This window comes from Niallia taxi (assembly GCF_004005475.1).
In the GTDB taxonomy this organism is placed as follows: Bacteria; Bacillota; Bacilli; order Bacillales; family Cytobacillaceae; genus Niallia; species Niallia taxi.
The window spans coordinates 425,344-451,270 of record NZ_RZTZ01000001.1 but is presented as its reverse complement, the minus strand read 5'-3'; the positions used below and the strand labels follow the sequence as shown (position 1 = coordinate 451,270).

The following is a 25,927-nucleotide window of genomic DNA, read 5'->3' as shown; positions in this document are numbered from 1 at the left end:
TAATTTCCCTAAGGTGATGAAGATGAATAATCGGAAAAAGCATGTGTTGAATAAAGCCCATGAGCTGTTTATTGAAAAAGGGTTCCAAGCAACATCCATTCAAGAAATATTGGATAGCAGCGGGATTTCTAAAGGAACCTTTTACAATTATTTTTCAAGTAAAAATGAACTTCTAATTTCTATTTTTAAAGAAATTTACAGTGAGCTTGGCGAAAAGCGCAAGAACCTAATGCTAGGTCAGGATAAGACGTCAACGGCTATTTTTATCCAGCAAATTGAATTACTGATAAATACAAATAACCAGTATAAGATTATTTCCTTATTTGAAGAAATTTTGTTTACAAATGATCCTGAGCTAAAGCAATTTTTGAATAGAAGACGTGTTCAGGAAATTAATTGGCTGTATAATCGTTTGATGGATATTTGTGGTATTGATAAAAAGCCGTATTTGCTTGATTGTGCAGTCATGCTGACAGGAAATCTTCACAATTTGATTTATTTTTATTCATTAGATAAGCAGCGCCATACAGATGTCCATAAGATTGTTCAATATAGTGTGAACAGAATTATAGGCATGGTCGAAGACGTTTCCAAAAAAGGTGAGCGCCTGCTGTCTCCGGATTTGTTGTTAAAGTGGCTGTCAGACAGTGCGGAAAATGACAGGCATACAGACAGCAAGAATATAGCTTGTGTGATTGAGTCGCTTAAGTTGATGATAAAAAACAGTGTGCAAAATGTGGAAGAGCAAAAAAAATACGAGGAATTAGTCGAGTTTGTTGAAGAAGAGCTTGTAGAGCCGGAAAACCGCCGCAGGCACTTAGTACAGATGGCGATTGGCGAACTGAAAGCCTCCATTAGTGACAGTGAGTGCCATAAAGCGATTTGTATATTAGAAGATAAGCTTAAAAAAATGGAATAGCTGTAAGGAGTGGCCTGGAATCCGCAAACTGTGATTTTGGGCTTTTTTATTTGCAAAATAGCTGGTTTGCTAAAATTCCAGCAAATAGGCTGATTAGATTTGACCATTTAGGGGAATTTATACGATATAACAAGAAAGTAGGTATGATTTCCGTGGAGTTTTTTTTAGCTATACTTCCTGCTCTGTTTTGGGGCAGCATTGTGTTACTTAATGTAAAAATAGGTGGTGGAGCATACAGCCAAACTTTAGGAACAACAATCGGTGCGCTGTTATTCTCTTTAGTCGTTTATTTAATTGCAAGGCCTGAGCTGTCACCGCTTATCTTAATTATCGGCATATGCTCTGGTATCTTTTGGGCGGTTGGACAAAGCAATCAGTTTAAGTCAATTGAATATATCGGTGTCTCAAAGACAATGCCGATTTCAACTGGTCTACAGATTGTGTCCACAACACTGTTTGGTGTGCTTGTATTTCATGAGTGGACAACCGCTACGACAATAATCCTTGGCATTATTGCAATTCTTTGTATTCTCGCCGGAATTGTATTAACAACATACGATCAGAAGAGAAGTGAGGATGAATCAGCAAAGCTGAAAAAAGGAACGGTTACGTTATTGATTTCTACTTTAGGATATCTTGGCTATGTTGTTATCGCAAGACTGTTTTCTGTTGATGGCTGGTCAGCTTTGTTTCCACAGTCAATCGGTATGGTTATTGGTGGCCTGATTATTACATATAAGCACAAGCCCTTTAATTTATATGCAGTAAAAAATATCCTGCCTGGCCTATTCTGGGCAGCAGGTAATATGTTTTTATTCATCTCTCAGCCGAAGGTCGGTGTCGCAATAAGCTATTCATTATCCCAAACAGGTGTTGTAATTTCTACACTTGGCGGTATCTTCTTGCTGGGAGAAAAGAAAACGAAGCGCCAGCTCATCTTTGTTGCAATTGGGATTATCCTTATTATAGCGGGAGTAATCTGTTTAGGTATCGCCAAAAAATAAAAAGGAGGCAGGATTATGTATACTGATTTGAAAGGTAAAGTGGTGGCAATAACAGGTGCGTCAACTGGATTAGGGCGTGCAATGGCAGTAAGATTCGGTCAAGAGGGAGCAAAAGTTGTCATCAATTATTTTTCTGGTGAAGAAGAAGCCATGTCCGTTAAAAAAGAAGTAGAAGAAGCAGGCGGACAAAGTATTATTATCCAAGGTGACGTGACGAAAGAGCAGGATGTAATTAATATCGTTGAAACTGCTGTTAAGAACTTCGGTAAATTAGACATTATGATTAATAATGCAGGGATTGAAAATCCAGCTCCTTCTCATGAGATGACGCTGGAAAACTGGGAGAAGGTTATCGGCACTAATCTGACTGGCGCCTTTCTTGGCAGCAGGGAAGCATTAAAGTATTTCGTTGAAAATGATGTCAAAGGTAACGTTATCAATATGTCTAGTGTACATGAAATGATTCCATGGCCAACATTTGTGCATTATGCTGCAAGTAAAGGTGGGGTGAAGTTAATGACAGAAACACTTGCCCTTGAATATGCTCCAAAAGGTATACGTGTTAACAATATCGGGCCAGGTGCCATTAATACACCAATTAATGCAGAAAAGTTTGCTGATCCTAAACAACGTAAAGATGTGGAAAGTATGATTCCATTAGGTTATATTGGAAAACCAGAACAAATAGCTGCAGTTGCAGCATGGCTGGCATCAGATGAATCGAGCTATGTTACGGGCATTACTTTATTTGCAGATGGAGGAATGACAAAATACCCTTCCTTCCAGGCTGGAAGAGGATAATACCGTATCCTTAAGCATATATTTACCCTCTCCTGATTGACTCACAATTCTTCTTGTTGGTAGAATAGGATAATATTCAATAGGAAGAAATCGGGTTTATCAAGATATAGGTGGAGATATGATGAATGAAAAACCGGCAGATCCGTATATCGAGAGCTGGCTGTCTTTATCGGGCTTGCAGGCGAGGATTGCCAATGAGTTAGAGCATGTTCTGCAGAATCGACATCAGCTTTCGTTAAGAGAGTTTTATGTGCTACTATTTTTGTCTAAAGCTCCTGAGAAAAAGCTGCGGCTTCAGCAGCTGCAGGAAATGGTGGGTTTGAGTCAAAGTGCATTATCAAGGCTTGTGACAAGGCTTGAGGCGAAGAACTGTGGTGTACTGAAAAGGCATATTTGCACAGATGACCGAAGAGGTATTTATACTTCTTTGACAGGGTACGGGGAAGAGAAGCTGAAGCTATCAAACGAAACCTTTTCGACGACGCTCGCAGACCTTCTGGAACAGAAAGAAACAAATAATGACCTACTCAACATTTTGCAAATGATGTTTGGAAAAGAATAAGAGCTGACGCACTCCATGTCAGCTCTTATTTTTTTATTTCCAAAATTATGTAACTTTTTCAAGGGGGATTTCGCCAAATAGTTAAGGTAATGACATGAATGGGGGTTTGTAGAGTGTTAAGGTACAGTAGATTACTGCTTCTTTCTTTCTTTTTATTGCTGACTGGCTGTTCCAATCTGCTTGTTGGAGATAAACCACCACCATTCTATATAGTTATGGATGGAGTCCAGCATGAAACAAAGCTGGGAAGCTATTGCTGGAAGAATGGGATTTGCTCAGATGTATCGGGAGTGCTGGACCTCCTTGAGAATGAACCGCCAATTAGTGTCAAACCTAATGAGCCTATCCAATTCAAGCTGGAGTTAAAGCCCTCTGTAGTAAGTTTAGCTCAAGTTGAACACAATAATAAGCAATTAGTAGTTCCTATTACGAATAATGAAATAAAGGCACCTGCAGACAAAGGCATTTATTATTATGCTTACAGTTGTTGGTGGATGGACGAAAAGGAAAAAGATACGTCACTTGGTGATGCCTATTATGCCTTTGCCATTAAAGTGGAATAGTCGGGAAGGCTTGATGGTGCATTAACTCAGTATTGTGTTTAAAATTTGTCTGAATAACCTATTTCATATTTGCTAAGTTGAATTATTTGACCATACATTGTAGGAATGATAATTTATATGCATGAGCATGCATTTCAAAAAAGAAAGAAGGAATTTTACAATGGATCATTTATTTTCACCATATTCTTACAAGAGCCTCGAGTTAAAGAACAGGGTTGTTATGCCCCCAATGTGTCAATATTCTGTTACGAAAAAGGATGGGATTGCGACTGATTGGCATTATGTTCATTATGTAAGCCGTGCTATCGGTGGTGCCAGCTTAATCATCATTGAAATGACTGATGTAGAACCAGATGGCAGAATAACAGATAATGATTTAGGCCTATGGTCAGATGAGCAAATTGCGCCACTTGCACGCATTGTAGATGCATGTCATCAGCATGGAGCAAAAGTTGGTATTCAAATCGCCCATGCAGGCCGCAAAGCAGAAGACGCGGAAGTTCCAGTTGCTCCATCGGCTATTCCATTTGACGAAAACTCTAAAACACCAAGAGCTTTATCAACAGAGGAAGTTAGCACGATGGTAGAGAAATTCCGGGCAGCAGTTGAACGAGCTGTAAAGGCAGGCGTAGATACGATTGAGCTTCACGGTGCTCATGGATACTTAATTCATCAATTCCAATCAAAGCTGACAAATAAACGAGAAGACGAATATGGTCAGGATCGTACAAAATTTGGCGTAGAAGTCATTAAAGCAGCAAAAAGCGTAATGCCTGAAGATATGCCGCTAATTTTGCGTATTTCTGCAAAGGAATATGTAGAGGGCGGCTACGAAGTAGAAGAAAGCATTGAGTTCTCTAAAGCTTACGTGGATGCAGGTGTGGATATTTTCCATATTAGTGCAGGAGGAGAAGGGCCAATTGCAGCTGCAGGAAGACCTGGTACACATAATGCCTACCAAGTACCGTTTGCGAGAGCGTATAAACAAGCATTTAATATTCCAGTTATCGCAGTAGGCAGACTGGATGATGCAGCACTTGCTAATTCCGTTGTCGGCAACGAAGACGCAGATCTTGTTGCAGTTGGAAGAGGCATGCTAAGAAACCCATACTGGGCATTAGAAGCAGCAGCACAACTAAGAAAAGAAACAACAGTTCCACAACAATATGCAACAGGATTTCCCAAGTAATGTAGAAAAAGGTATTGGAATATAATGTAACTTTGTTTCAAACTCGGACTATTTTATCGTTTGTCGATTAATAGTTCGAGTTTTTTTGTTTTTCGGCTTCATTACAATAAACGAAATTCTAGTGGACTTTTATCGAAAGAAAAGGATACACCAAACAAATAGAGAATTTATATAACAGTAATACATACATGAAATAAAGGGGAGGAAAAGCTATTGAAAAATGCACTTGTTATTGGCGGAACGAGGTTTTTTGGAGTACATCTTGTGGAGACATTATTAGAACGTGGCATGGAAGTGACAGTAGCAACAAGAGGGAAAATGGCCGATTCCTTTGGCGACAGAGTTAAGCGAATTGCCTTTGACCGCTCAGATTTAGCTAACTTTAAAGAAGCGTTCCAAGACACAAAATGGGATGCCATCTATGATCAAATCTGTTATTCTGCTCAAGATGCCTTGGATGCGATTGAGGTATTCAACGACAAAACGGATAAATATATCTTAACATCCACCTTGTCTGTATATGATTCGTCATCCGAGCTTTTGAAAGAAGAGGATTTTAATCCATATATATATCCAATTGAGGTAAAACCAACGAAGGAGGTTACATATAAAGAAGGAAAAAGACAGGCAGAAGCTGTATTCTTTCAAAAGGCAGCTTTTCAAACAGTAGCAGTAAGAATACCGATTGTCGTAGGGGTTAATGACTATACGCAAAGGCTTAAGTTTCATACAGACAAAGTCACAAGCGAACAAGAAATATATCTTCCGAACCCTGATGCAGCCATGGGGTTTATTGACGAAAAAGAAGCAGGACAGTTTATTGCTTGGGCTGGTGTTAAAGGAATAGAAGGTCCTGTTAATGCATGTGCTGACGGCATTATTACATTATCAGAACTGCTTGTGCTTATTGAAAAAAGTGCAGGGAAATCAGCACAATTGGCAATAGAGAAGAACAATGAAAATGCGTCACCTTATGGAATTGAGTCTTTTTGGGCAATGAGCAATGACAAAGCAAAAAACTTAGGTTTTCACTTTTCCAATCTCCATGAATGGCTGCCAAGCCTAATTGAATATTTAGTTAAAAATCCATCAAAATAGTAATAAAGCTGCTAGTCATTTTTATGCAAATGACTAGTTTTTTTGCGTGAAGGAAACTTTTTTTACTTGATGCATATTAATAATAAAAAGGGAGTGGTTTATGTGAATCAAGGCAGACGAGTTGACCAGAAAATAATTGCGTATTCTTATATTTGCAAAACACTCGGAATTATTAATGAGGCGGAAGAAAAACAAATTAAGGCAGGACTGCAAAAGAAGAAACGTAAGTCAGGGTAAAAGAAAAATTAGATTTTACATGATAATAAGCCAAGCCATTATGTGTATTTTCCCATAATAGCTTGGCTTATTTTATATTAGGTCTATTCATTCCAGATAAAACATTATGCTAAGCACTTTCTGGTTCGGATTTTTTTTGCCTTAAGTGCATAATAAAGGTAGCGACTCCAATAAGTGCGACACAAGCAAGGCTGACAAAAAAGCCTATTCTGATTCCCTTTTCCATCACTGTCCCGCTGACAGCAGCAACGATAAGAGCAATACCGATAATTGCTTTTGTTTTATCCCAGCCAGACGGCTTCAGTACCTTAAATGAGGAGAAAAGGATAAATGCCCAGTTGTACAACAGCAGAATTCCTGCCGCTGTCGTAATATACTCGAATATTTTTCCTGGCAAAAGCAATGCTGCCAAAACAGAAGCAAACAGTCCAACCGCTCCCAATATCAATGACGGAAGTGGTAGCTGATGGAATTTTTTTAGCTTCTTCTCAAAAATAGCAGGTGCATCTTTACTCTTCGCTAACGTAACAAGCAAGTTAGTCACCCCAAATAAGGATGCAGTCATTGTTGAAAATCCTGCAATAATGATAGCTCCGTTAAATACATGGGGAAAAAAGCTGAGTGGATATCCAGCAAGTGCTGTTACAAAAGGGCTCTCTTTTTCATTAAATTTATCTAATGGAACTAGTAAAACAGCTATAGCTAAGGAAAGACAATAAATAATCAGCAAAATGATAAGCATATTCGTGCCTGCTTTTGGTGCATCTTTTTTATCTTTTAGTTGCATTGCCATTAAGCCGATAACTTCGATTCCTCCATATGCGTAAAATGCATAAATGAGGGAAGTCCAAAATCCTTGAAACCCTTTCGGGAAAAATGCATCAAAGGACTTAGGAGTTTGCATGGGGTGATCGCCACCATGTATCCAGCCAAATAGTGCTGCAACTCCCAAAATAATAAACATGATTATCGCTGCGGTTTTAATGACAGCTAAATAATTTTCAACCTTATCAAAACCGTCCGTTCCTAAAAAGACTACAAAGATGGATAAGACAGCATAAATACAAGCAAAGACCCAAAGTGGTACGTTTGGAAACCAAAACTGGGAAAGGAGTGAGAGGGCAGTAAGCTGACTGCCCATAATGAGAATATTGGAACCCCAATAATTCCAACCACAGCTAAAGCCGGCCCATGAACCAAAGGCTTTATTGGCATAGTAGCAAAAGGAGCCTTCCTGTGGATCCTCTGCGGTCATTTTGGCCAATAAATTAAAAACAATATATGTACCGATTGCAGCTATCATGAAAGATAGTACAATGGCTGGCCCTGTTTCAATGACCCCGAGGCTGGAACCTACAAAGTATCCGGTGCCGATAGTACAGCCAACACCGACTAGTGATAATTCCCACCACTTCATTTTACCTTGTTTTTTTGAACTCTTCTGATTGTTGTTATCTTGGCTGCTCATAGTAACTCCTTCTTTTATGAAAAATGAATTCGTTTTTTTGTTTAAAAATAGTATGCGTAAGTTTTATGTAAATATTTAAAGTGCAGGCTTCCATTAAAATACAGATGCCGGTATGTTATTCCTACCAAGGACTTAGAAAAAATAAGTCCTTTTACATAACTTTAAAGAAAAAACCAGAAAAATTTGCTGGTTTAATAAAATTCAGCTAAAATGAGTACGATAAATAGTAAGTCAGAAAGAGGTTCGTGCATGATAGATCATATCGTCCTTGTCAAATTTAGTGAAACTACAACAGAGGAACAACTGCAGGAAGTAATTAAAAGATTTCGCGCTTTAAGAAATAAAATAATGGGAGTTGTTGACCTGCAGGCAGGGTTGAACTTTGCCCAAAGCAATACAGACTATCAGGTTGTCTTGAAGGTCCGTTTTGAAGACAGAGAGGCACTTTCATTATATGGTCCAAATCCTGAACATCAAGCCGTTGCAGCATATATTCGTGAAGTCGGCAGAGTGGACAGTATAGTAGTAGATATTGAAATATAAAAACCCGACAGGTCGAATAGACCTGTTTTTTTCATGTAAATGCCTTAAATAATTTATTATCAAATTTTAAATGATTGGATGCATAGTGTTTTGATTACAAGCTAACAATAGTATTAATTCACAAATAATGTGTAAATATGTTTGGTTTTTTATGGGGGCATTATACAAAACGATAAACTAATTAGATTTTTTTCATTCCTTTCAATAATTAAAATAGTCAAACTAAGTGTGATAAATATCACTCAGGACAAAAAATCTTTAAAATTTTGTGCTGTTCACATTTATTTTTAATAAAAAAGTGGTATTATATTAAAGGAGTTAATGAAGGGTTGTTGTTTATTTACTAGTTTTGTATAACTACATACCTTATTATCAATGTATCCAAAAAAATGCACTAATTATTAGTCTACAAATTATTGTGCAAAAATGCACAATAATTTTTGGAAGTATTATTCCAAAAAATCATTAGGAAAATGCCAATAGCAAAGGAGAATCAGTTATGTCAGAAACAACTACACAAACAAGTGCTGAACTGACAGCTACATCTACTAATAGCCAAGACTTATTGGATCAGCTTTTAAAGCCTGAGGTACAAGAGTCATTGACTACTTTAATCGAACAGCTGCCAAAATTAACAGAAGTCGTTAATACATTGACAAGTTCATATGATCTTGTTCAAGGTCTATCAAAAGATGAGGTCTTCATGAGTGATATGGTCAATGCAACAACTGAAATGCTTGAACCAGTCGTTCATTCAGCAAAAGGCATGGCTTCAGCTGTAATCGAAGCGAAGGATCGTGCAGAGCAAAGCAATGAAACAATCGGTGTATTCGGTTTGCTTAAATTACTAAAAGATCCTCAAGCTCAAAAAATGCTGCGTTTTACACAAAGCTATCTTCAAATCTTGAACGAGCGTGACCAACAAAAATAAGTTCAACAATTGAATAGAACGAAGGACGGAGGATATACCATGTCAAAAAACATAGTTATTTTAGGTGCAGGATACGGCGGGCTTTTAGCTGCTCAAAATGTTCGTAAATATTACACTAAATCACAAGCTAATGTGACGGTTATTAATAAATATCCAACACATCAAATCATTACAGAATTACATCGCCTTGCAGCAGGAAACGTTCATGAAAAAGCTGTGGCAATGCCTCTAGATAAACTTCTTAAAGGTCTTGATGTAGACATTAAGATTGCTACAGTTGAATCTTTCAATGTAGACAACAAAGAAGTTATCCTTGGTGATGGATCTAAGTTGAGCTACGATGCACTAGTTGTTGCATTGGGAAGCGTAACAGCTTACTTCGGAATTCCTGGATTAGAAGAAAACAGCATGGTTCTTAAATCAGCTGAAGATGCTAACAATATATACAAGCATGTTGAAGCACGCATCAGTGAATATGCTAAAACGAAAAAACCGGAAGATGCTACAATTCTTATTGGCGGCGGTGGTCTAACTGGTGTTGAACTAGTTGGTGAACTAGCTGACATTCTTCCTGCAATGACAAAGAAATACGGCGTAGATTACAAAGAAATCAACTTATCTTTAGTTGAAGCAGGACCAAAAATTCTTCCTGTTCTTCCAGATGATTTGATTGCTAGAGCAACTAAAAGCTTGGAAGCTCGTGGCGTTAAGTTCTTGACTGGACTTGCTGTAACAAATGTAGCAGGCAATGTAATTGACTTGAAAGATGGTCAAAAAATCGTTGCTAACACATTTGTATGGACAGGTGGAGTTCAAGGTAACCCACTAGTTGGCGTTTCTGGTTTAGAAGTAAACCGTGGACGTGCAACAGTGAACGACTTCCTGCAATCCACTTCACATCCTGAAGTATTTGTTGCTGGAGACAGCGCAGTATACTTCCCAGCTGATGGAGATGGACGTCCAGCACCTCCAACTGCTCAAATTGCATGGCAAATGGGTGAGTTAATCGGGTACAACCTTTTTGCATACCTTGAAGGTAAAGCATTAGAAGGATTCAGCCCAATCAACTCTGGTACACTTGCAAGCCTTGGTCGTAAAGACGGCGTAGCAATTGTTGGCGGAAGCTCAACTCCGCTTAAAGGCATGCCTGCATCTATGATGAAAGAAGCATCTAACATCCGTTATCTTTCACATATTAAAGGCTTGTTCAGCTTAGCATACTAATAATTTTCCTAAAGGAAGGAATGCTGTTTTAGCATTCCTTCCTTTTTTATTTTTTGTTTTTTAGAAAACATGAAATAACGAGTAAAACCGCAAAAAACAAAGAGCTGATTAGATGAGGACGAGTAATTTGCCTTGCATGCGTTCATTTGCGCTTTTTTGTTCATTTATGGTCTTTTTCCTTCATTTACTTTTTATCTGAATGGGAGTAATATCTTCAAGTAAATAATATTTCGTAAATCGCTTAATCCATTTTTGTGGAGCGGGGGACCCAATTTTTTTTGTGCCATTCATAGGCACTTGGGGTGAATCCTATTGCAGGAGGGGCAACTCTCAGATGTCCCAACCCGACAGCTAACTCCGTAAGCGTTTAGAGAGAGGAATAATCTGATGTTCGATTTTTTTACAATCGACCACGGGGTATCCTCGTGGTTTTTTTGTGTGCAAAAATTGGATAATCACCTAACAAGGAAGACATTTTAGCGGAAAGCTGGAGGATAACATGAGCGGTTCAATTTTAAAACGAATTTTAATTGGGAAGCCACTAAAAACAAGTGCACTTGGGGAGCAAAAGTTAAATAAGCTTAAGGCATTGGCGATTCTATCTTCTGATGCACTTTCATCTGTTGCATACGGAACAGAACAAATTTTGCTCGTATTAGCAGGTATCGGATTTCTCGCATACTGGTATTCTATTCCGATTGCAATTGGCGTACTTGTGCTTCTTGTTGCACTAATCCTGTCATATAGACAAATTATTTATGCGTATCCGCGTGGCGGCGGGGCATACATTGTTTCGAAGAATAACCTAGGAGAAAATGCTGGTTTGATTGCAGGCGGCTCTTTGCTTGTCGATTATATTTTGACTGTAGCAGTAAGTGTTTCGGCAGGAACGGATGCTATAACATCGGCTTTTCCTGTCTTGCATGAACATAATGTAATTATTGCCTGTTTGTTTGTTGTCTTAATTACAATATTGAATTTAAGAGGTGTTACTGAATCTGCTTCTATACTTGCATATCCAGTGTACCTATTTGTTATAGCATTGGCAGTGCTAATAGGCACTGGGCTGTGGAAGATTGCAACAGGAGATGTCGGAAGCGTTGAGCATACACCGATTGGCACTGCTGTCCCTGGGCTTAGCATCTTTCTGTTATTAAAGGCATTTTCATCTGGGTGCTCTGCTCTAACAGGTGTTGAGGCTATCTCTAATGCCGTTCCGAACTTTAAAGAGCCCTCAGCAAAAAATGCTGTCAGAACATTAACGATGATGGGAATTATACTGGGTGTGCTGTTTACAGGGATTACCTTATTGGCTTATTGGTATGGAATATCTCCTAAAGCAGATGAAACAGTCGTATCCCAAATTGCTTCAGAAGTATTCGGGCGCTCAGGAGTATATTATTTTATCCAAGTAACAACAGCACTTATTTTAGTATTAGCTGCAAACACTGGATTTGCTGCGTTTCCGTTGTTGGCTGTTAACCTTGCTGTTGATAAGTATATGCCAAGAATATTTACCATTCGCGGTGATCGATTAGGCTACTCAAATGGTATCGTCACACTCGGTGCAGCATCAATCCTGTTAATCTTCCTGTTTAAGGGAAATACGGAAATGTTGATTCCGTTATATGCAGTTGGTGTATTCATTCCATTTACCTTATCGCAAAGCGGAATGATAAAAAAATGGTTTACAGAAAGACCGAAAAACTGGAAATGGAAAATGAGCATAAATCTTGCCGGTGCGATTATCACATTGACTGTGCTGCTTATCCTATTTACAACTAAGTTTTCGCAAGTTTGGTCTGTGTTAATCTTCCTGCCGATTATTGTATTTATCTTCCATCGTATTAAAGGACATTACGAGGATGTTGCTAAACAGCTTCGTATGGATGAGAATCATAAGGCAGAGAAACCGGAAGGTAATATCGTTATTCTACCAGTGGCAGGTATCACAAAGGTTGTGGATAATTCCTTAGCCTATGCTGAGAGTATCGGGCAAACGATTATTGCCGTTTACGTTGCATTTGACAGAGAAAGTGAAAAACGGATGGAGGAAAAATGGCAAGCATATCGTCCGGATATCCGTCTTGTGACTATTCATTCACAGTATCGCAGTTTAGTTAGACCGTTAAGAAGATTCATAGATGTGATTGAAGAAAAAGGAGCGGAAAACCATAACAGTGTAACAGTCATTATTCCACAATTCATTACGAAAAAAAGCTGGCATAATATCCTGCACAATCAATCAAGCCTGCTACTGAAAGCACATCTGCTTTATAGAAGAAACGTAATTGTTACAACAGTACCTTTCCGTTTTGAAAAGTAATAGCAAGTTAGAATGATTAGTATCATGTTAGACTTAAGAAGAGGGCGTCCATGATGGAAGCCCTCTTTCTTTTTTAACCGTAAAGTATACCGCCGTCAATTAGGACCGATTGCCCTGTCATATAATCGGAATCCTTTGAGGCGAGGAAGGACACAAAATTAGCTACATCCTCTGGTTCTTGGGTGCGTCCTAATGCAATGCTTTTAGAGAATTGTTCAAATGCCTGTCCTTTTTCCAGATTCATATATTCGACCATACCAGCATCGATTCTGTCCCACATACTTGTGCCGACAATACCTGGACAATAGGAATTGACGGTAATTTTGGAAGAAGCAAGCTCCTCAGCAGCAGCCTGTGTCCATGCTTTAACAGCAAACTTTGTCGCAGAATAAGCACCTAACAAGGAATAGGCCCTATGTCCAGCAATGCTGCAGGCATTGATGATTTTTCCGCCTGTTCCTTGTTTTTTCATTTGTACAGCAGCAGCTTGAATACCGTATAATGTACCAAATACATTCACTTCAAAGATTTTTTGTACATCTTCTTCAGAAATATTTAAGATTGAATCAACCTGATCAATTCCTGCATTATTAATGAAAACATCAAGCTGTCCATACTGCTCCACAGTTTGTTCGACTAGATTTTCTATCTCTTTTTTTGAGCTGACATTTGCCTGTACTGCCATACTTTCAATGCCTTTTTCCATTAATTCAATGCTGGTTCTGTTCGCGCTTTCTTCATTAACATCACTAATAACGATGGTAAATCCATCTTTGCCAAGCCTTTCTGCGATGGCTTTCCCGATACCCTGTCCAGAACCAGTTATGACTGCAACTTTTTTATCCATATTCATTCTCCTTTTCTATCATTAATTACAATTCTAGTTCCCTTAATAAGAGAATCTAAAACGAATGGAATGAATTTTGTGATAAATTGTTGGTTCCTAGATTTCCTGGGAAATTTGTCGATAGGAAAAAAATGCTGTTTTCATGTATAATAAAAGAGAAAAAAAGTGAAAAGGGGATAGATAGAATGAGCTTGGAAACAATAATTAAAGGTAGAAGAACAATCAAAAAGTTTAAAACAACGGCTATAAGTACAGATACAATTAAAGAACTTCTCCAAGTATCCGCATTTGCTCCGAACCATAAGATGACAGAGCCTTGGGAAATTCTGTTTATTGGGGAAGAAACAAGAGCGAAGTTTAATCATAAAATTAATTTCGGTGATGCACCAATCTTATTTGCTGTCCTTTCTCACAAAGGAAGAAACACCTTAGAAAGGGAAGAAAACGCAGCTGCTGTTTCTTGTTTCATCCAAAATTTCCTTCTACTATCATGTGAAAAAGGATTAGGAACATTTTGGAGTTCTGTAGGCGCTTCTGAGAATGGAAGAAACATTCTAGGTGTATCAGATGACTATGATGTAGTTGGTGTGATTGCAGTTGGGTATCCTGATGAAACAAAGGATGCAAAGGAAAGGCAATCAATTGAATTAAAAGTAAAGCATTTAAATTAATATACTAAGTATGAAAAGAACTTGATTTTATAAATCAGGTTTTTTTTATGCATATTCTAGCCAAGCTCCCGCCTAACTCTAGTAAATGCTATGAGGTTTGCTGTCTCTTCCTCTGTCAGTGGCTTGCCATCAACAGTCAGAACCATACTATCCATTTTAGAAATGGTAGCCAGCTCTAATACAGTAGTCTGATTTTTACGAGCAAGAATTACATCAATAGAGACATCAAATAAATCAGCTATTTGGATGAGCGCTCTTAAAGAAGGTTCACGATATCCTGATTCATAACCAGCATAGGTGCTTTTGGCTATTCCTAAAAGCTCCGCTGTTTCAGCTTGAGACCAATTTTTGTTTTTTCTAAGCTCGCTTAATATTTGCAGCAACGAATGTTCCCCCTTTTACTCTATATTTGGAAGTATAGCATGTCTAAATTCTTTTTAAAAGAAAAAATACGCGATTAGAATACAAATATTGCTTTATTGGTAATGGTGGTACTATAATACAAATAAATGAATACGCGTAACGCATACGTGAAAAGGATTCGTAACTAGGAGGAGCTATCATGAAAAAAATATTGCTGCTGGCTACAGGCGGTACCATTGCTTCTATAGAGGGAAATGAAGGTTTAGTTCCTGGAATGACTGCAGAGGAGTTATTAGTGCATTTTGAGGGGGATTCCCAATCTGTTGATGTAACATGTGAAATCCTCATGAACAGGGACAGTACAAATATGCAGCCGGAGCATTGGAAGGTGATTGCAGAAGCAATCAGCGAAAATTATGACTTATATGACGGATTTGTTATCACACATGGCACAGATACGATGGGATATACTTCTGCTGCTTTATCATACATGCTTCAAGGTTTAGAAAAGCCTGTTGTTATAACAGGTTCTCAAGTTCCGATTAGCTTTAAGCAGACTGACGCAAAGAAAAATGTTGCAGACAGCATTCATTTTGCTACAGAAGATATAGGCGGAGTTTTCGTTGTGTTTGATGGCAGGGTTATCATCGGTACACGTGCAGTGAAGATGAGGACAAAAAGCTATGATGCATTTGAAAGTATCAACCACCCTTATGTCGCATCAATCCAAAATAAAAAAATTGAGTATTACTGGAAACCAAAAAAATCCTCAGAGCCGTTCAAAAAGGATACTAGCCTGTGTTCTGATGTGTTTCTGCTGAAATTGCATCCTGGTACAAAGCCTGAGATCTTTGACTATTTAAAGAATAATTATAAAGGCATTGTTATTGAGAGCTTCGGCAATGGGGGCTTGCCATTTGAAGATAGAAACCTGCTTCCTAAATTAGCGGAAATGGTAGAAGCAGGTGTTGCTGTCGTTATTTCTACCCAGTGTCTGGAAGAAGGACAAGATTTGTATTTATACGAAGTAGGAAGAAAAGTTGCCCAATATAATGTTATCTTATCGGCAGATATGAATACAGAAGCAATCATAGCAAAGCTAATGTGGGTATTAGGTAAGGCGGATAACGTGGAAGCAGCAAAACAATGGATGGAGAAGCCAATCGCATGGGATCTTTCAGTGGACTGGGAAAAATAAAAACAATCAGCTTTGAAAAGACGTTAAGCTATCTTTGGCTTCATATCGGAGTATTGCTGATGGCTGTTAATATTCATTACTTTATGGCGCCAAACCAATTTGCTTCTGGAGGTCTTGGGGGACTGAGCGTTGTTTTGCAATCCTATTTTCCTACTATTCCGTTAGGTGGGCTAATGGGCTTGCTTAATATATTGTTTTTCCTCTTAGGATTTGCCTTTTTAGGGTTTCAGTTTGGTCTTAAAACAATTTATGCCAGCTTTTTACTGACATTTTTTGTATGGATGCTTGGGAGGCTTGATCCTGTTTATGTTCCGTTAAGTCATGACCTCTTTATACAGCTAGTAGTTGGTACATTAATCGCAGGATTAGGACTCGTTCTTGTTTTAAAGCAAAATGCTTCTACTGGTGGTATGGACTTGATTGCAATGATCATTAATAAGTATTTTGCGATTGAAATAGGGAAGGCAGTATTGATGGCAGATTGTCTCATATCTCTTGCAGCAATATTTGCTTTCGGTATGGAAAAGGGCTTGTATGCATGCTTTGGTGTTTTTCTTAGAGGGGTCGTCGTGGATTACTTCCGTGATCAACTACAAATGACAAAAGAAGTTGTCATAATAAGTGAAAAATGCGAGCATATTAAGCATTATATTATTGAACAACTCCATAAAAGTGCAACACTGCATTCTGCGATAGGTGCATTTTCTAATGACGAAAAAGAAGTTATCACGATTGTATTAAAAAGACAAGATTATATAAAATTAAAAAAGTTTATCCATAAAATTGATAAAAAATGCATTCATCACCGTACATAATATGAATGAAGTGGTGGGCAATAATTTTAATAATGTAGTTTAAACTAGGTAAAACAGGGTATGTATCTATGCCCTGTTTTTTTGTGTTTTTTTATACTTAAAGGATTATTCTCTGTGTATTATAGTCAAATAATGGTTTAGGTTATCTTGGTGAAAGGTTTATACTCTTGATTGACTAGTATAAAAAGCATTAATATATTATTATAAAACGTGACTATAGTATTATATACGAATAGTTGTATAACGAATAATATAGGTACTATACAGTGAGAAAATGAGAACTAATTACATACTAAAATATATAATAGGTATATAGAATCATATTTTGATATGATTTCAGTAAAAAGGAGGTCGTAGGAATGAAAAAAGTCATTGTTCCTGGAGTATTTTTCGCAGCGTTATCAGCACCTGTTCTTATTCAAGAAGCTCAGGCAGCTTCTAATGCTGCTGTTGTGAAATATGTCAATGTTGAAAGTAACTCCTCTCTTAATGTGAGAAAAAGCGCATCATCAAAAGCTGGAGTTGTCACCACCTTAAAAAAAGGAAAAGAAGTGACTGTTTTGTCTGAAAGCAACGGTTGGGCAAAGATAACAGTCGATGGAAAAACTGGTTATGTCAGCTCAGATTATCTTACAGAAAAAACAAATACATACGTTAAATATGTTTCCATTGATAGCAATTCAACCTTAAATGTGAGAACATCTCCAAATACTTCCTCTTCCGTTGTGACAAAGATAGCTGCGAACACAAAAGTAGAGGTATTATCTGATTCAAATGGCTGGTCTAAAATAAAGGTGAACGGAAAGCAAGGATATGTAGCTTCTAAATATTTATCTGATAGCGTAACAACAGTGAAGGAAAGCACACCAAAGGCAGACACTGCAACAAAGGTAAGCACGAAAGAAACAAAAACAGAGACAATGTATGTCAATGTTGATCAAGGTTCAAGCCTTAATATGCGGAATAAACCATCGAACAGCGGCTCTGTTATCGTGAAGCTTGCAAAAGGTGTTGAGGTAACAGCATACAGTGATTCGAATGGCTGGACGAAGATAAAGGTATATGGAAAAGAAGGCTATGTAGCGACAAAATACTTATCAAAAACAAAATCCACCAATTCTGTTACAGATAAAACAAACTCGAACAGCAGTTCAGGCACTGTGGCGAAAACAACAACCAAATATGTAAATGTTGATAAAAGCTCGACATTAAACATGAGAGCAAGTGCAAGCACAAGCGGCAGTGTTGTCACAAAGCTGTCAAGAGGCACAAAGGTAACCGTAACATCTGAATCAAACGGCTGGGCAAAAATTACAGTGAGCGGTAAAACAGGCTATGTCAGCACAAGCTATTTAACAACTACTGCACCAAGCACACAAAGCGGCAGTACGAATGCGCCGAAGGATCCGGTAAAAGAAACACCAACAGTAACGAAATATGTAAATGTAGATAAAAACTCAACATTAAATATGAGGTCTAGTGCAAGCACAAGCGGCAGTGTTGTCACAAAGCTGTCAAGAGGCACAAAGGTTACGGTAACATCTGAATCCAATGGCTGGGCAAAAATTACAGTGAGCGGTAAAACAGGCTATGTAAGTACAAGCTATTTAACAACTACTGCCCCAAACACACAAAGCGGCAGTACGGATGCACCGAAGGATCCGGTAAAAGAAACACCAACAGTAACGAAATATGTAAATGTAGATAAAAACTCAACATTGAATATGAGGTCTAGTGCAAGCACAAGCGGCAGTGTTGTCACAAAGCTGTCAAGCGGAACAAAGGTAACGGTAACATCTGAATCAAATGGCTGGGCAAAAATTACAGTAAGCGGTAAAACAGGCTATGTAAGTACAAGCTATTTAACAACTACTGCACCAGGCACACAAAGCGGCAGTACGGATGCACCGAAGGATCCGGTAAAAGAAACACCAACAGTAACGAAATATGTAAATGTAGATAAAAACTCAACATTGAATATGAGGTCTAGTGCAAGCACAAGCGGCAGTGTTGTTACGAAGCTGGCTAGAGGTACTGCAGTTACTGTGATTTCTGAATCCAATGGCTGGACAAAAATTACGGCAAGCGGTAAGACAGGCTATGTGAGCAGTAGTTATTTAACTTCAAGCAGCTTGGATGACAGCGAAAATCCCGATTCTAATGAAAATGCAAATCCAGGTGAAGACAATGCTGGCAGCACAGAGGGTACACTGAAATATGTAAATGTAGATCAAGGCTCAAGCTTGAATATGCGCAAATCACCATCTTCTTCAGCTGGAATTGTTGCAAAATTAGCAGCTGGAACAGCGGTAACTGTTTATTCAGAAGAAAATGGCTGGGCAAAGGTTACTGCTAATGGGCAGGAGGGCTATGTCAGCAGTGCTTATTTGACTACTAAACAAGCAGAAACGCCAGGTGTCAGCAAAGGTGAAACAGTTAAAACATATGTCAATTACGATATGACATTAGATGAAATGGCTACTATTCAAATGGGTGCAAACCCACAAACAGACAAGGCTTATGATGTTTATATAAGAGAGGATGCAGTAGCATTTAAATCCTCCGACCAAACAAAAGGAACTATAATAGGCAGTGGTTGGAGATTAAGAGGCGGTGCAGGTACTGAATACAGTGTCGTTAATTCTGTTCAAAACGGGCAGGTGCTGACGATAACTTCAAAAGTGAAGGGATCTGACGGCTACTACTGGTATAAAGTAAATAGCACCCAATCTTGGGTTAATGCAAGCAAGGAAGATACTACTTACTATTTAAATCCAGATAATTTTATAAACACTACTGTACAATCTATGCAGTTTCTAAAGCTGTCAGCAAAAGCAGATATTAATGATACGGAAGTGAATGAACGCATATTAGCAGGTAAAGGCATACTTTCTGGTAAAGCTTCATCCTTTATTACGGCAGCAAATGCGTATGGCATTAATGAGGTTTATTTGATTTCCCATGCATTACTTGAAACTGGTAATGGCACGTCAACGTTAGCAAAAGGTGTAACTGTAAATGGCAAAACAGTCTATAATATGTATGGAATTGGCGCATATGATGGCAGTGCTATTTCCAGTGGCGCACAATACGCCTATAATGCAGGATGGTTTACTCCAGAAGCTGCAATCATTGGCGGTGCAAAGTTTATTGCGCAAGGTTATATTAACGCTGGACAAGATACACTTTATAAGATGAGATGGAATCCAGGCGCAGCAGAAAGCACAGGTAAAGCAACGCATCAGTATGCGACGGATATCGGCTGGGCGTCCAAGCAGGTGACTCAAATTTATAATTTATACAGCCTATTAGACTCTTATATACTAAAACTAGAAATTCCTAAATATAAATAAAAAAATGCTGATCCATGCGGATCAGCATTTTTTTTTATTTACTGGAGATAAATTCGTCAAGGGCGTAATCGGCCAGATGAATGTCAGGTTCATTATCTAAAGCGAGTTTGGCAAGCTGTTGACCGAGAAAAGGACCCATTGTTAAACCAGAGGCGCCAAGGCCGTTTGCGAAAATGACGTTTTTATGTCCCGGCAATCTTCCGAATATAGGAAGGAAATCTGCAGTGAATGGTCGAAAGCCGACTTTTGCTTCAATAAATGTGCTGTTATGCAAACCTGGGGCGAATTTAAGTGCTTTATCCATAATTTCTTTCATGCCAGCCATTGTCAGTCTATAGTCAAGCACTTCATCATTTTCATGTGTAGCTCCAATTACGATTCTATTTCCGGTTAAAGAAAGAATGTATTGATCATGTGGCGGCATGACAACTGGCCATAGGTCACTGTTTATGCCTGGCATTTGCAGATGAATAATCTGTCCTTTTTGAAAGCTTAGATTAATAGTCATCTGAAGTGGACGAAGCAATTCGTTCGCCCAAACACCAGCAGTAATAATGACCTCATCTGCATGGATTTTTTGGTGCTTTGTTTCAATGCCGATAACAGAGCTGTTCTTAAGCATTAAACTGCAATCTTCTTGGAGAACTACTGCACCAAGCTTTTTGGCAGCAGAAAGGAGCGAATTTCGCAAAGCCCAGCCATCTACCCTAGCAGCACCGCTAACGTGGACAGATTGGTATCCATCTGCAAGTGGTGGAAACAAGGCTTTTGAATCCTGCTCTGAAAGAATGGTGACATCTCCAATCTCAGGTGCCTCATCCTTTCGTTTCAAAGTTCTTTTTACCATAGCTTCTAACTTCTCTGGATTATCATGAGGACTTATCGCGCCGACTTTATCATAGCCTGTGTCCATTTCCCCTAAGTCCTTTAGCTCTGTAATCAAGCTGGGATAATGTTTTGCACCTTCCATTGCAAGCTTGTACCAGCGCTTGTTTCTGCGCTGAGAAGTCCACGGACATATTATACCCGCAGCAGCTTTAGTAGCTTGACCAAAATCCTCTCTATCTACAATTGTGACACGAGCTCCGTTTTTTGCAAGCTCAAAACCGATAGACGCACCTATTATACCAGCGCCTATAATACTTATGTTTTTCATGATTTTCCCTGCCCTTTATACTAATTAAGATGCCTATTAACAGCTTAGTGTATTACAATTATGTGACATAATCCTATATAGCTTGCATACTGTCCATTAAAAAGCTTACTCTTATTGTATGCTTTTGCTAGGATTGAATTCAATCATGGATAAATTGCCCATGACAAGAAATTAGAGAATATGTCAAAATTTCATCAATATTGCTAGTTTAGAATAAAATTGAAACATAACTGTAACATTCCTATTACTTAAATGACAAAATGTGATGCTATACTACTAATTGTTGACGAAAGTTAACAAGTTTCGTCGAAAGCTAAAACATGGCTGATAACAATTCATGTATTCTGGTATAATGTTGGGGAAATCCCCAAAACTAACTACATAAATTAATAGACATATAAATAGAACGTACATTAGAAAATTGCAGGGGGAAAATGAAATGTTAAAAAAGAAATTAGTTATTTTAAACACAACACTATTGCTTGGACTTGGCAGCTTTAGCATCCCAGCAATCAATGCAAATGCTGAAACGTCTGCTTCTATTTCAAGCCAGCGTACTGATATACAAGATAAAATTTCAGATGCTGAATATAAAATAATTGAAGCTCAAGAAAAACTAGCTGACCTAAACGCACAAATCAACCGTGTTGATAAAGCAGTAGAAGAAAATAAAAAGCAAATTAAACAAACAGAAGAAGACATCAAAACTACTAAAGAAGAAATTGCTTCTTTGAAAAAAGAAATTAAAGATTTGCAAGATAGAATTGAACAACGTAATGAAATTTTAAAAGAACGTGCACGCACATTCCAAGAGAACGGTGGAAGCGTTGATTATATTGATGTATTACTAGGAGCTGCAAGCTTTAAGGAGTTTGTTGACCGTGTAGGAGCTGTTGCTACAATCATGGAAGCGGACAAGGATTTGATTGAAAGCAACGAAGCAGATAAAAAAGACTTAGAGACAAAGCAAACTTCAGTAGAAGACAAGCTTTCTAGCTTAACAGATATGCAATTGGATTTGAAAGAAATGCAAAAGCAAAATCTTGACAAACAAGCTGAAAATGAAAAAGCAAAAACAGACTTAGTAGCAAAACAACAAGAGAATGAAGCAGCAAAAGCAAAGCTTGAAAAAGAAGACAGCTCACTAGCTGCTAAAGAAGAAGAAATTAAGAAACAGATTAAAGAGAAAAAAGAAGAAAACTTAAACAACTTGATTAGCACAACTACTCAAGCAACTTCTAACTCAAACTCTGAATCTGCTTCTTCGAATGATTCTAGTAAAAAATCAAGCTCAAGTTCATCTGTAAAGAAAAGCACTTCTGCTGTTAAATCAAGCAGCTCAAGTCAACAAAAAGCTACAGGTGGAAAATCTGCTGCAATCACAGCTGGTTATAAATATATCGGGAATTCAACATATAAATTCGGAGGCGGAAGAACTGCTTCTGATGTAGCAAACGGATTGTTTGACTGCTCTGGTTTCGTAAGCTGGGCTTATTCTCAAGCTGGATACAGCATTCCAGCAAGTACAGATGGATTGAAAAATTACGGTAAACAAGTTTCCTTTAGCGATATTCAACCTGGAGATCTAGTATTCTTTGATACTTACAAAAAAGACGGTCATGTTGGAATTTACGTTGGTGGCGGAAAATTCATCGGTTCTCAAAGCTCAACAGGTGTTGCTGTTGTATCAATGACAAGCGGCTACTGGAAAGGTGTATTTAACGGAAGAGTAGTTCGTCTGTAATAGGAATTGCATGATAAAAGCATTATTCAAGTGAGAAGTGTCACTTGGGTAATGCTTTTTATTCTTATTATATTTATACCCAAAATAAAAAAAGATATACATGCTGTTTAAAGTTTTTTTATTCTGGAAATGATGATAGAAGACCTGTTCCAACATAATTAACAGTAAGATTACTGAAAAACTATTGATTTATTGTCTCAAATAGTTTAAAATCAATAATCGTAATCGTTCTGATTTGAAAATAATTATATAATGATAAAAATCATAAATTCATTGTTTTCTATAAATCGTAATCAATACGAAATAAAGGGATAAATGAAAGCTAGATTGAAAGAAGGAGCAGATATTAATGAAGAAGCGATATGGTTTGCTGTTAGTTTCTATGATTGTCCTTATATTAGCGGCGTGCAGCAATGATACAAGTGAAAAAGAAGATGATGGCAAGCTGAAGATTATGACCACCTTTTATCCAATGTATGAGTTCACAAAGAACATTGCTGGTGATAAGGCTGATGTAGAGCTATTAATACCATCAACGATTGAACCACATGATTGGGAGCCAACACCTAAGGATATCGGCAATATTCAAAAAGCGGATTTATTTGTCTATAACAGTGCTGATATGGAAACATGGGTTTCTGATATAACAGCAAGCATTGACAGTAGCGATGTTGCTGTAGTGGAGGCAAGTAAAGGTATTAAGCTAATAGAAGAAGATGAAGAAGCGGAAGAGTCAGAAGAAGAGCATGAGCATGAGCACAGCCATCACGCAGATCCTCATGTTTGGTTAAGTCCAGTGCTAGCACAGCAGGAAGTGCAAACAATTACAGATGCACTTGTAAAGGTAGACCCAGACAATAAAGAATATTATGAAACAGAGAGCAGCAAGTATATTGAAAAATTAAAAGCACTTGATGAAGAATATAAAACAGAGCTAAAAGGAATTACATCCAATGAATTTATTACACAGCATACAGCATTTTCTTATTTAGCGAAGGAATATGGACTTGTGCAAGTGCCGATAGCAGGGTTGTCACCTGATGAAGAGCCAAGTGCCGCTAAATTGGCAGAGCTGAAAAAGTTCGCGGAAGAACATGAAATTAATGTGATTTATTTTGAAGAGCTTACCTCAAGCAAAGTGGCTGAAACACTCGCAAATGAGCTTGGTGCAGACACAGAGGTATTAAATGCATTAGAAGGCCTAAGTGATGAACAGCAAAAAGCTGGTGAAGATTATATTACGGTTATGGAAGAAAATTTGACACAGCTTAAAAAATCCTTTTTTGAATAAGGATATGCTATAATCATAAAAGCGTATGTGATGGATTTGCTCACATACGCTTTCTATGTGGAGTAAGCGAGAATTCTTATAAATAAATACTTAAAAAGGAAAGGGGAGAGTAGTAAATGATACTTGCGTCAATAAGAAATTTGACATTCGGATATGAGCACCTTCCTTCATTAGAGGATGTTTCCTTCGATTTGGAAAGTGGCGAGTTTGTCGGAATAACAGGACCGAACGGTGCAAGCAAATCGACGCTTCTTAAGCTGATACTTGGTTTGTTAAAACCTTGGTCCGGAAACGTAGTGTTAAGCAAGCAGAACAGCCAAGGAAGGAAGATGACAGTCGGTTATGTTCCACAACAAATTTCGTCCTTTAATGTTGGTTTCCCAAGCACTGTATTAGAGCTTGTGCGTTCAGGCAGATATCAAAAGAAGAAATGGTATAAGCGGTTAGAAGAGCATGATCATAAAGCTGTCCAAGTCGCATTAGAAATGGTCGGAATGTGGGAATACCGCAAGAAAAAAGTAGGCGACTTATCTGGCGGACAAAAGCAAAAGATCATTATTGCCAGAGTTCTTGCATCAGAGCCGGATTTGTTAGTGATGGATGAGCCGACGACAGGCATGGATGCAGAAAGCCGCAAGGGTTTTTATGAGTTTATGAGGCATCAGGTTAATTCCCATAACAGAACGGTTGTCATGGTAACACATGACCAAGATGAAGTAGAAAGCTATTTAGACAAAATTATTCATATAGAGAAGGGAGAGAAGGGTGGATGGAGATGTTTGACCTTGAATTCATGCAAAGAGCATTTTGGGCAGGCGGATTAATTGCCATCATTGCACCGATAATTGGTGTATTCCTTGTTTTAAGAAGACAAGCCCTAATGGCAGATACTCTATCCCATATCTCTTTGGCTGGTGTCGCTCTCGGCTATTTCTTTCATACTAACTTAACATTTTCGAGTATGCTTGTTGTTATGATTGGGGCACTTGGAATTGAATATATGCGTCGTGCCTATCATTCCTATTCAGAGGTTTCCATCGCTATTTTAATGGCGGCAGGATTATCGTTTGCGCTATTTTTAATGAGTGTTTCAAGCGGGGGAATGTCAACAAGTATGGATCAATATTTGTTCGGAAGCATCATCACAATTAGCCAGCAGCAAGTGATTGTTTTGGCTGTAGTCACTGTCATTATATTGTTATTCTTCCTTATCTTTAAAAGATCGATGTATTTAATGACATTTGATCAGGATACAGCGACAGCAAGTGGTGTGAACACGAATCTGTTATCCATAGCATTCAGCCTATTGACAGGTATTGCTATATCAGTAATTATTCCCACAATCGGTGTATTATTAGTTTCTGCATTATTGGTTCTCCCAGCTGCATTTGCGATTAAGCTTGCAAAGGGATTCAAGATGGTCTTTATTGTTGCCATTCTGATCGCTGTTTTCAGTATCTTTACAGGACTGTTTTCTTCCTACCAATTAGGAACACCGCCAGGAGCAACAATCACATTGCTGCTTGTTATCCTATTGGCAATCGGATTCCTTATTCAGAAGATTACCCTGCACTTCATGAGATACCATAAACAAAAAGAATATCGTAGAAACCTTGGCTGATAA

The 25,927-nt window shown here is 38.1% G+C and carries 24 protein-coding genes and 1 riboswitch; of the genes, 20 read left to right on the top strand and 4 right to left on the bottom strand.

Features of this window, described 5'->3' with window-relative positions:
* Positions 1-22 precede the first annotated feature (22 nt).
* The 8 genes from EM808_RS02310 (at position 23) to EM808_RS29430 (ending at position 6,373) form a co-directional block, all read left to right on the top strand.
* Complete coding sequence (locus EM808_RS02310) at positions 23-919, top strand: TetR/AcrR family transcriptional regulator (protein ID WP_164849555.1); 897 nt, start codon at positions 23-25, stop codon at positions 917-919.
* 152 nt (positions 920-1,071) lie between these two features.
* Positions 1,072-1,923 carry a GRP family sugar transporter gene (locus tag EM808_RS02305; protein ID WP_127735230.1) on the top strand — a complete coding sequence of 284 codons (852 nt, stop codon included), beginning with the start codon at positions 1,072-1,074 and terminating at the stop codon, positions 1,921-1,923.
* Between the two features lie 15 nt (positions 1,924-1,938).
* Entirely contained in the window at positions 1,939-2,724 is a 786-nt protein-coding gene (gdh, locus tag EM808_RS02300) for a glucose 1-dehydrogenase (RefSeq protein WP_127735227.1), read from the top strand.
* A 121-nt stretch (positions 2,725-2,845) separates the two neighbouring features.
* Positions 2,846-3,286, top strand: coding sequence for a MarR family winged helix-turn-helix transcriptional regulator (locus EM808_RS02295; protein WP_412759264.1), 441 nt, complete (start codon positions 2,846-2,848; stop codon positions 3,284-3,286).
* A gap of 113 nt (positions 3,287-3,399) precedes the next feature.
* Positions 3,400-3,849 (top strand): hypothetical protein, encoded by a 450-nt coding sequence (locus tag EM808_RS02290; RefSeq protein ID WP_127735221.1) that lies wholly within the window; start codon positions 3,400-3,402, stop codon positions 3,847-3,849.
* A gap of 160 nt (positions 3,850-4,009) precedes the next feature.
* Positions 4,010-5,038: an NADH:flavin oxidoreductase/NADH oxidase gene (locus EM808_RS02285; RefSeq protein WP_127735218.1), complete on the top strand. Its 1,029-nt coding sequence runs from the start codon at positions 4,010-4,012 to the stop codon at positions 5,036-5,038.
* Between the two features lie 213 nt (positions 5,039-5,251).
* Complete coding sequence (locus EM808_RS02280; RefSeq protein WP_127735215.1) at positions 5,252-6,136, top strand: NAD-dependent epimerase/dehydratase family protein; 885 nt, start codon at positions 5,252-5,254, stop codon at positions 6,134-6,136.
* A 102-nt stretch (positions 6,137-6,238) separates the two neighbouring features.
* Entirely contained in the window at positions 6,239-6,373 is a 135-nt protein-coding gene (locus EM808_RS29430) for a hypothetical protein (protein WP_268926479.1), read from the top strand.
* Between the two features lie 109 nt (positions 6,374-6,482).
* Here the strand turns inward: EM808_RS29430 and EM808_RS02275 are convergent, their stop codons facing one another.
* Positions 6,483-7,841, bottom strand: a complete 1,359-nt coding sequence (locus EM808_RS02275; protein ID WP_127735213.1) for an amino acid permease — start codon at positions 7,839-7,841, stop codon at positions 6,483-6,485.
* A 249-nt stretch (positions 7,842-8,090) separates the two neighbouring features.
* Here EM808_RS02275 and EM808_RS02270 point away from each other — a divergent pair, with 249 nt between their 5' ends.
* The 4 genes from EM808_RS02270 to EM808_RS02255 all read left to right on the top strand — a co-directional run bounded on the left by EM808_RS02270 (position 8,091) and on the right by EM808_RS02255 (position 12,865).
* Positions 8,091-8,384 (top strand): Dabb family protein, encoded by a 294-nt coding sequence (locus EM808_RS02270; RefSeq protein WP_127735210.1) that lies wholly within the window; start codon positions 8,091-8,093, stop codon positions 8,382-8,384.
* Between the two features lie 499 nt (positions 8,385-8,883).
* Complete coding sequence (locus tag EM808_RS02265) at positions 8,884-9,315, top strand: helical membrane plugin domain-containing protein (protein WP_127735207.1); 432 nt, start codon at positions 8,884-8,886, stop codon at positions 9,313-9,315.
* A 39-nt stretch (positions 9,316-9,354) separates the two neighbouring features.
* Positions 9,355-10,539, top strand: coding sequence for an NAD(P)/FAD-dependent oxidoreductase (locus EM808_RS02260; protein ID WP_127735204.1), 1,185 nt, complete (start codon positions 9,355-9,357; stop codon positions 10,537-10,539).
* Between the two features lie 228 nt (positions 10,540-10,767).
* A riboswitch (cyclic di-AMP (ydaO/yuaA leader) is annotated at positions 10,768-10,921 on the top strand.
* Between the two features lie 117 nt (positions 10,922-11,038).
* On the top strand, positions 11,039-12,865 hold the full coding sequence (locus EM808_RS02255; RefSeq protein ID WP_127735202.1) for an APC family permease: 1,827 nt from the start codon (positions 11,039-11,041) through the stop codon (positions 12,863-12,865).
* A 73-nt stretch (positions 12,866-12,938) separates the two neighbouring features.
* On the opposite strand, the gene EM808_RS02250 is transcribed toward EM808_RS02255, so the two are convergent.
* Positions 12,939-13,712 (bottom strand): acetoin reductase, encoded by a 774-nt coding sequence (locus EM808_RS02250; RefSeq protein ID WP_425466277.1) that lies wholly within the window; start codon positions 13,710-13,712, stop codon positions 12,939-12,941.
* A 185-nt stretch (positions 13,713-13,897) separates the two neighbouring features.
* Between EM808_RS02250 and EM808_RS02245 the strand changes: the two genes are divergently transcribed.
* On the top strand, positions 13,898-14,383 hold the full coding sequence (locus EM808_RS02245; protein WP_127735196.1) for a nitroreductase family protein: 486 nt from the start codon (positions 13,898-13,900) through the stop codon (positions 14,381-14,383).
* A gap of 56 nt (positions 14,384-14,439) precedes the next feature.
* Here the strand turns inward: EM808_RS02245 and EM808_RS02240 are convergent, their stop codons facing one another.
* Positions 14,440-14,766 (bottom strand): helix-turn-helix domain-containing protein, encoded by a 327-nt coding sequence (locus EM808_RS02240; RefSeq protein ID WP_127735193.1) that lies wholly within the window; start codon positions 14,764-14,766, stop codon positions 14,440-14,442.
* A 179-nt stretch (positions 14,767-14,945) separates the two neighbouring features.
* Here EM808_RS02240 and EM808_RS02235 point away from each other — a divergent pair, with 179 nt between their 5' ends.
* The 3 genes from EM808_RS02235 (at position 14,946) to EM808_RS02225 (ending at position 20,112) form a co-directional block, all read left to right on the top strand.
* Positions 14,946-15,944 (top strand): asparaginase, encoded by a 999-nt coding sequence (locus EM808_RS02235; RefSeq protein WP_127735190.1) that lies wholly within the window; start codon positions 14,946-14,948, stop codon positions 15,942-15,944.
* A complete protein-coding gene (locus tag EM808_RS02230; protein ID WP_235856546.1) occupies positions 15,914-16,759 on the top strand; it encodes a YitT family protein in 846 nt (281 codons plus the stop codon). The genes EM808_RS02235 and EM808_RS02230 overlap by 31 nt, the downstream gene beginning before the upstream one ends.
* A gap of 359 nt (positions 16,760-17,118) precedes the next feature.
* A complete protein-coding gene (locus EM808_RS02225) occupies positions 17,119-20,112 on the top strand; it encodes an SH3 domain-containing protein (RefSeq protein WP_127735187.1) in 2,994 nt (997 codons plus the stop codon).
* Positions 20,113-20,146: 34 nt separating this feature from the next.
* On the opposite strand, the gene EM808_RS02220 is transcribed toward EM808_RS02225, so the two are convergent.
* Positions 20,147-21,268, bottom strand: coding sequence for an NAD(P)/FAD-dependent oxidoreductase (locus EM808_RS02220; protein ID WP_127735184.1), 1,122 nt, complete (start codon positions 21,266-21,268; stop codon positions 20,147-20,149).
* A 439-nt stretch (positions 21,269-21,707) separates the two neighbouring features.
* Between EM808_RS02220 and EM808_RS02215 the strand changes: the two genes are divergently transcribed.
* The 4 genes from EM808_RS02215 (at position 21,708) to EM808_RS02200 (ending at position 25,924) form a co-directional block, all read left to right on the top strand.
* Positions 21,708-23,012: a coiled-coil domain-containing protein gene (locus tag EM808_RS02215; RefSeq protein ID WP_127735182.1), complete on the top strand. Its 1,305-nt coding sequence runs from the start codon at positions 21,708-21,710 to the stop codon at positions 23,010-23,012.
* 349 nt (positions 23,013-23,361) lie between these two features.
* A complete protein-coding gene (locus tag EM808_RS02210) occupies positions 23,362-24,303 on the top strand; it encodes a metal ABC transporter substrate-binding protein (RefSeq protein WP_127735179.1) in 942 nt (313 codons plus the stop codon).
* Between the two features lie 116 nt (positions 24,304-24,419).
* Positions 24,420-25,127, top strand: coding sequence for a metal ABC transporter ATP-binding protein (locus tag EM808_RS02205; RefSeq protein WP_127735176.1), 708 nt, complete (start codon positions 24,420-24,422; stop codon positions 25,125-25,127).
* Entirely contained in the window at positions 25,073-25,924 is an 852-nt protein-coding gene (locus EM808_RS02200) for a metal ABC transporter permease (RefSeq protein WP_127735173.1), read from the top strand. Before EM808_RS02205 ends, EM808_RS02200 begins: the two co-directional genes overlap by 55 nt.
* Positions 25,925-25,927 lie beyond the last annotated feature (3 nt).

Coding starts and splice junctions, on each gene's coding strand:
- EM808_RS02310 (WP_164849555.1), top strand. CDS start 23: ATGAATAATCGGAAAAAGCATGTGTTGAATAAAGCCCATGAGCTGTTT.
- gdh (WP_127735227.1), top strand. CDS start 1,939: ATGTATACTGATTTGAAAGGTAAAGTGGTGGCAATAACAGGTGCGTCA.
- EM808_RS02295 (WP_412759264.1), top strand. CDS start 2,846: ATGAATGAAAAACCGGCAGATCCGTATATCGAGAGCTGGCTGTCTTTA.
- EM808_RS02285 (WP_127735218.1), top strand. CDS start 4,010: ATGGATCATTTATTTTCACCATATTCTTACAAGAGCCTCGAGTTAAAG.
- EM808_RS02275 (WP_127735213.1), bottom strand. CDS start 7,841: ATGAGCAGCCAAGATAACAACAATCAGAAGAGTTCAAAAAAACAAGGT.
- EM808_RS02270 (WP_127735210.1), top strand. CDS start 8,091: ATGATAGATCATATCGTCCTTGTCAAATTTAGTGAAACTACAACAGAG.
- EM808_RS02265 (WP_127735207.1), top strand. CDS start 8,884: ATGTCAGAAACAACTACACAAACAAGTGCTGAACTGACAGCTACATCT.
- EM808_RS02260 (WP_127735204.1), top strand. CDS start 9,355: ATGTCAAAAAACATAGTTATTTTAGGTGCAGGATACGGCGGGCTTTTA.
- EM808_RS02255 (WP_127735202.1), top strand. CDS start 11,039: ATGAGCGGTTCAATTTTAAAACGAATTTTAATTGGGAAGCCACTAAAA.
- EM808_RS02250 (WP_425466277.1), bottom strand. CDS start 13,712: ATGGATAAAAAAGTTGCAGTCATAACTGGTTCTGGACAGGGTATCGGG.
- EM808_RS02245 (WP_127735196.1), top strand. CDS start 13,898: ATGAGCTTGGAAACAATAATTAAAGGTAGAAGAACAATCAAAAAGTTT.
- EM808_RS02235 (WP_127735190.1), top strand. CDS start 14,946: ATGAAAAAAATATTGCTGCTGGCTACAGGCGGTACCATTGCTTCTATA.
- EM808_RS02230 (WP_235856546.1), top strand. CDS start 15,914: ATGGGATCTTTCAGTGGACTGGGAAAAATAAAAACAATCAGCTTTGAA.
- EM808_RS02225 (WP_127735187.1), top strand. CDS start 17,119: ATGAAAAAAGTCATTGTTCCTGGAGTATTTTTCGCAGCGTTATCAGCA.
- EM808_RS02220 (WP_127735184.1), bottom strand. CDS start 21,268: ATGAAAAACATAAGTATTATAGGCGCTGGTATAATAGGTGCGTCTATC.
- EM808_RS02215 (WP_127735182.1), top strand. CDS start 21,708: ATGTTAAAAAAGAAATTAGTTATTTTAAACACAACACTATTGCTTGGA.
- EM808_RS02210 (WP_127735179.1), top strand. CDS start 23,362: ATGAAGAAGCGATATGGTTTGCTGTTAGTTTCTATGATTGTCCTTATA.
- EM808_RS02205 (WP_127735176.1), top strand. CDS start 24,420: ATGATACTTGCGTCAATAAGAAATTTGACATTCGGATATGAGCACCTT.
- EM808_RS02200 (WP_127735173.1), top strand. CDS start 25,073: ATGGAGATGTTTGACCTTGAATTCATGCAAAGAGCATTTTGGGCAGGC.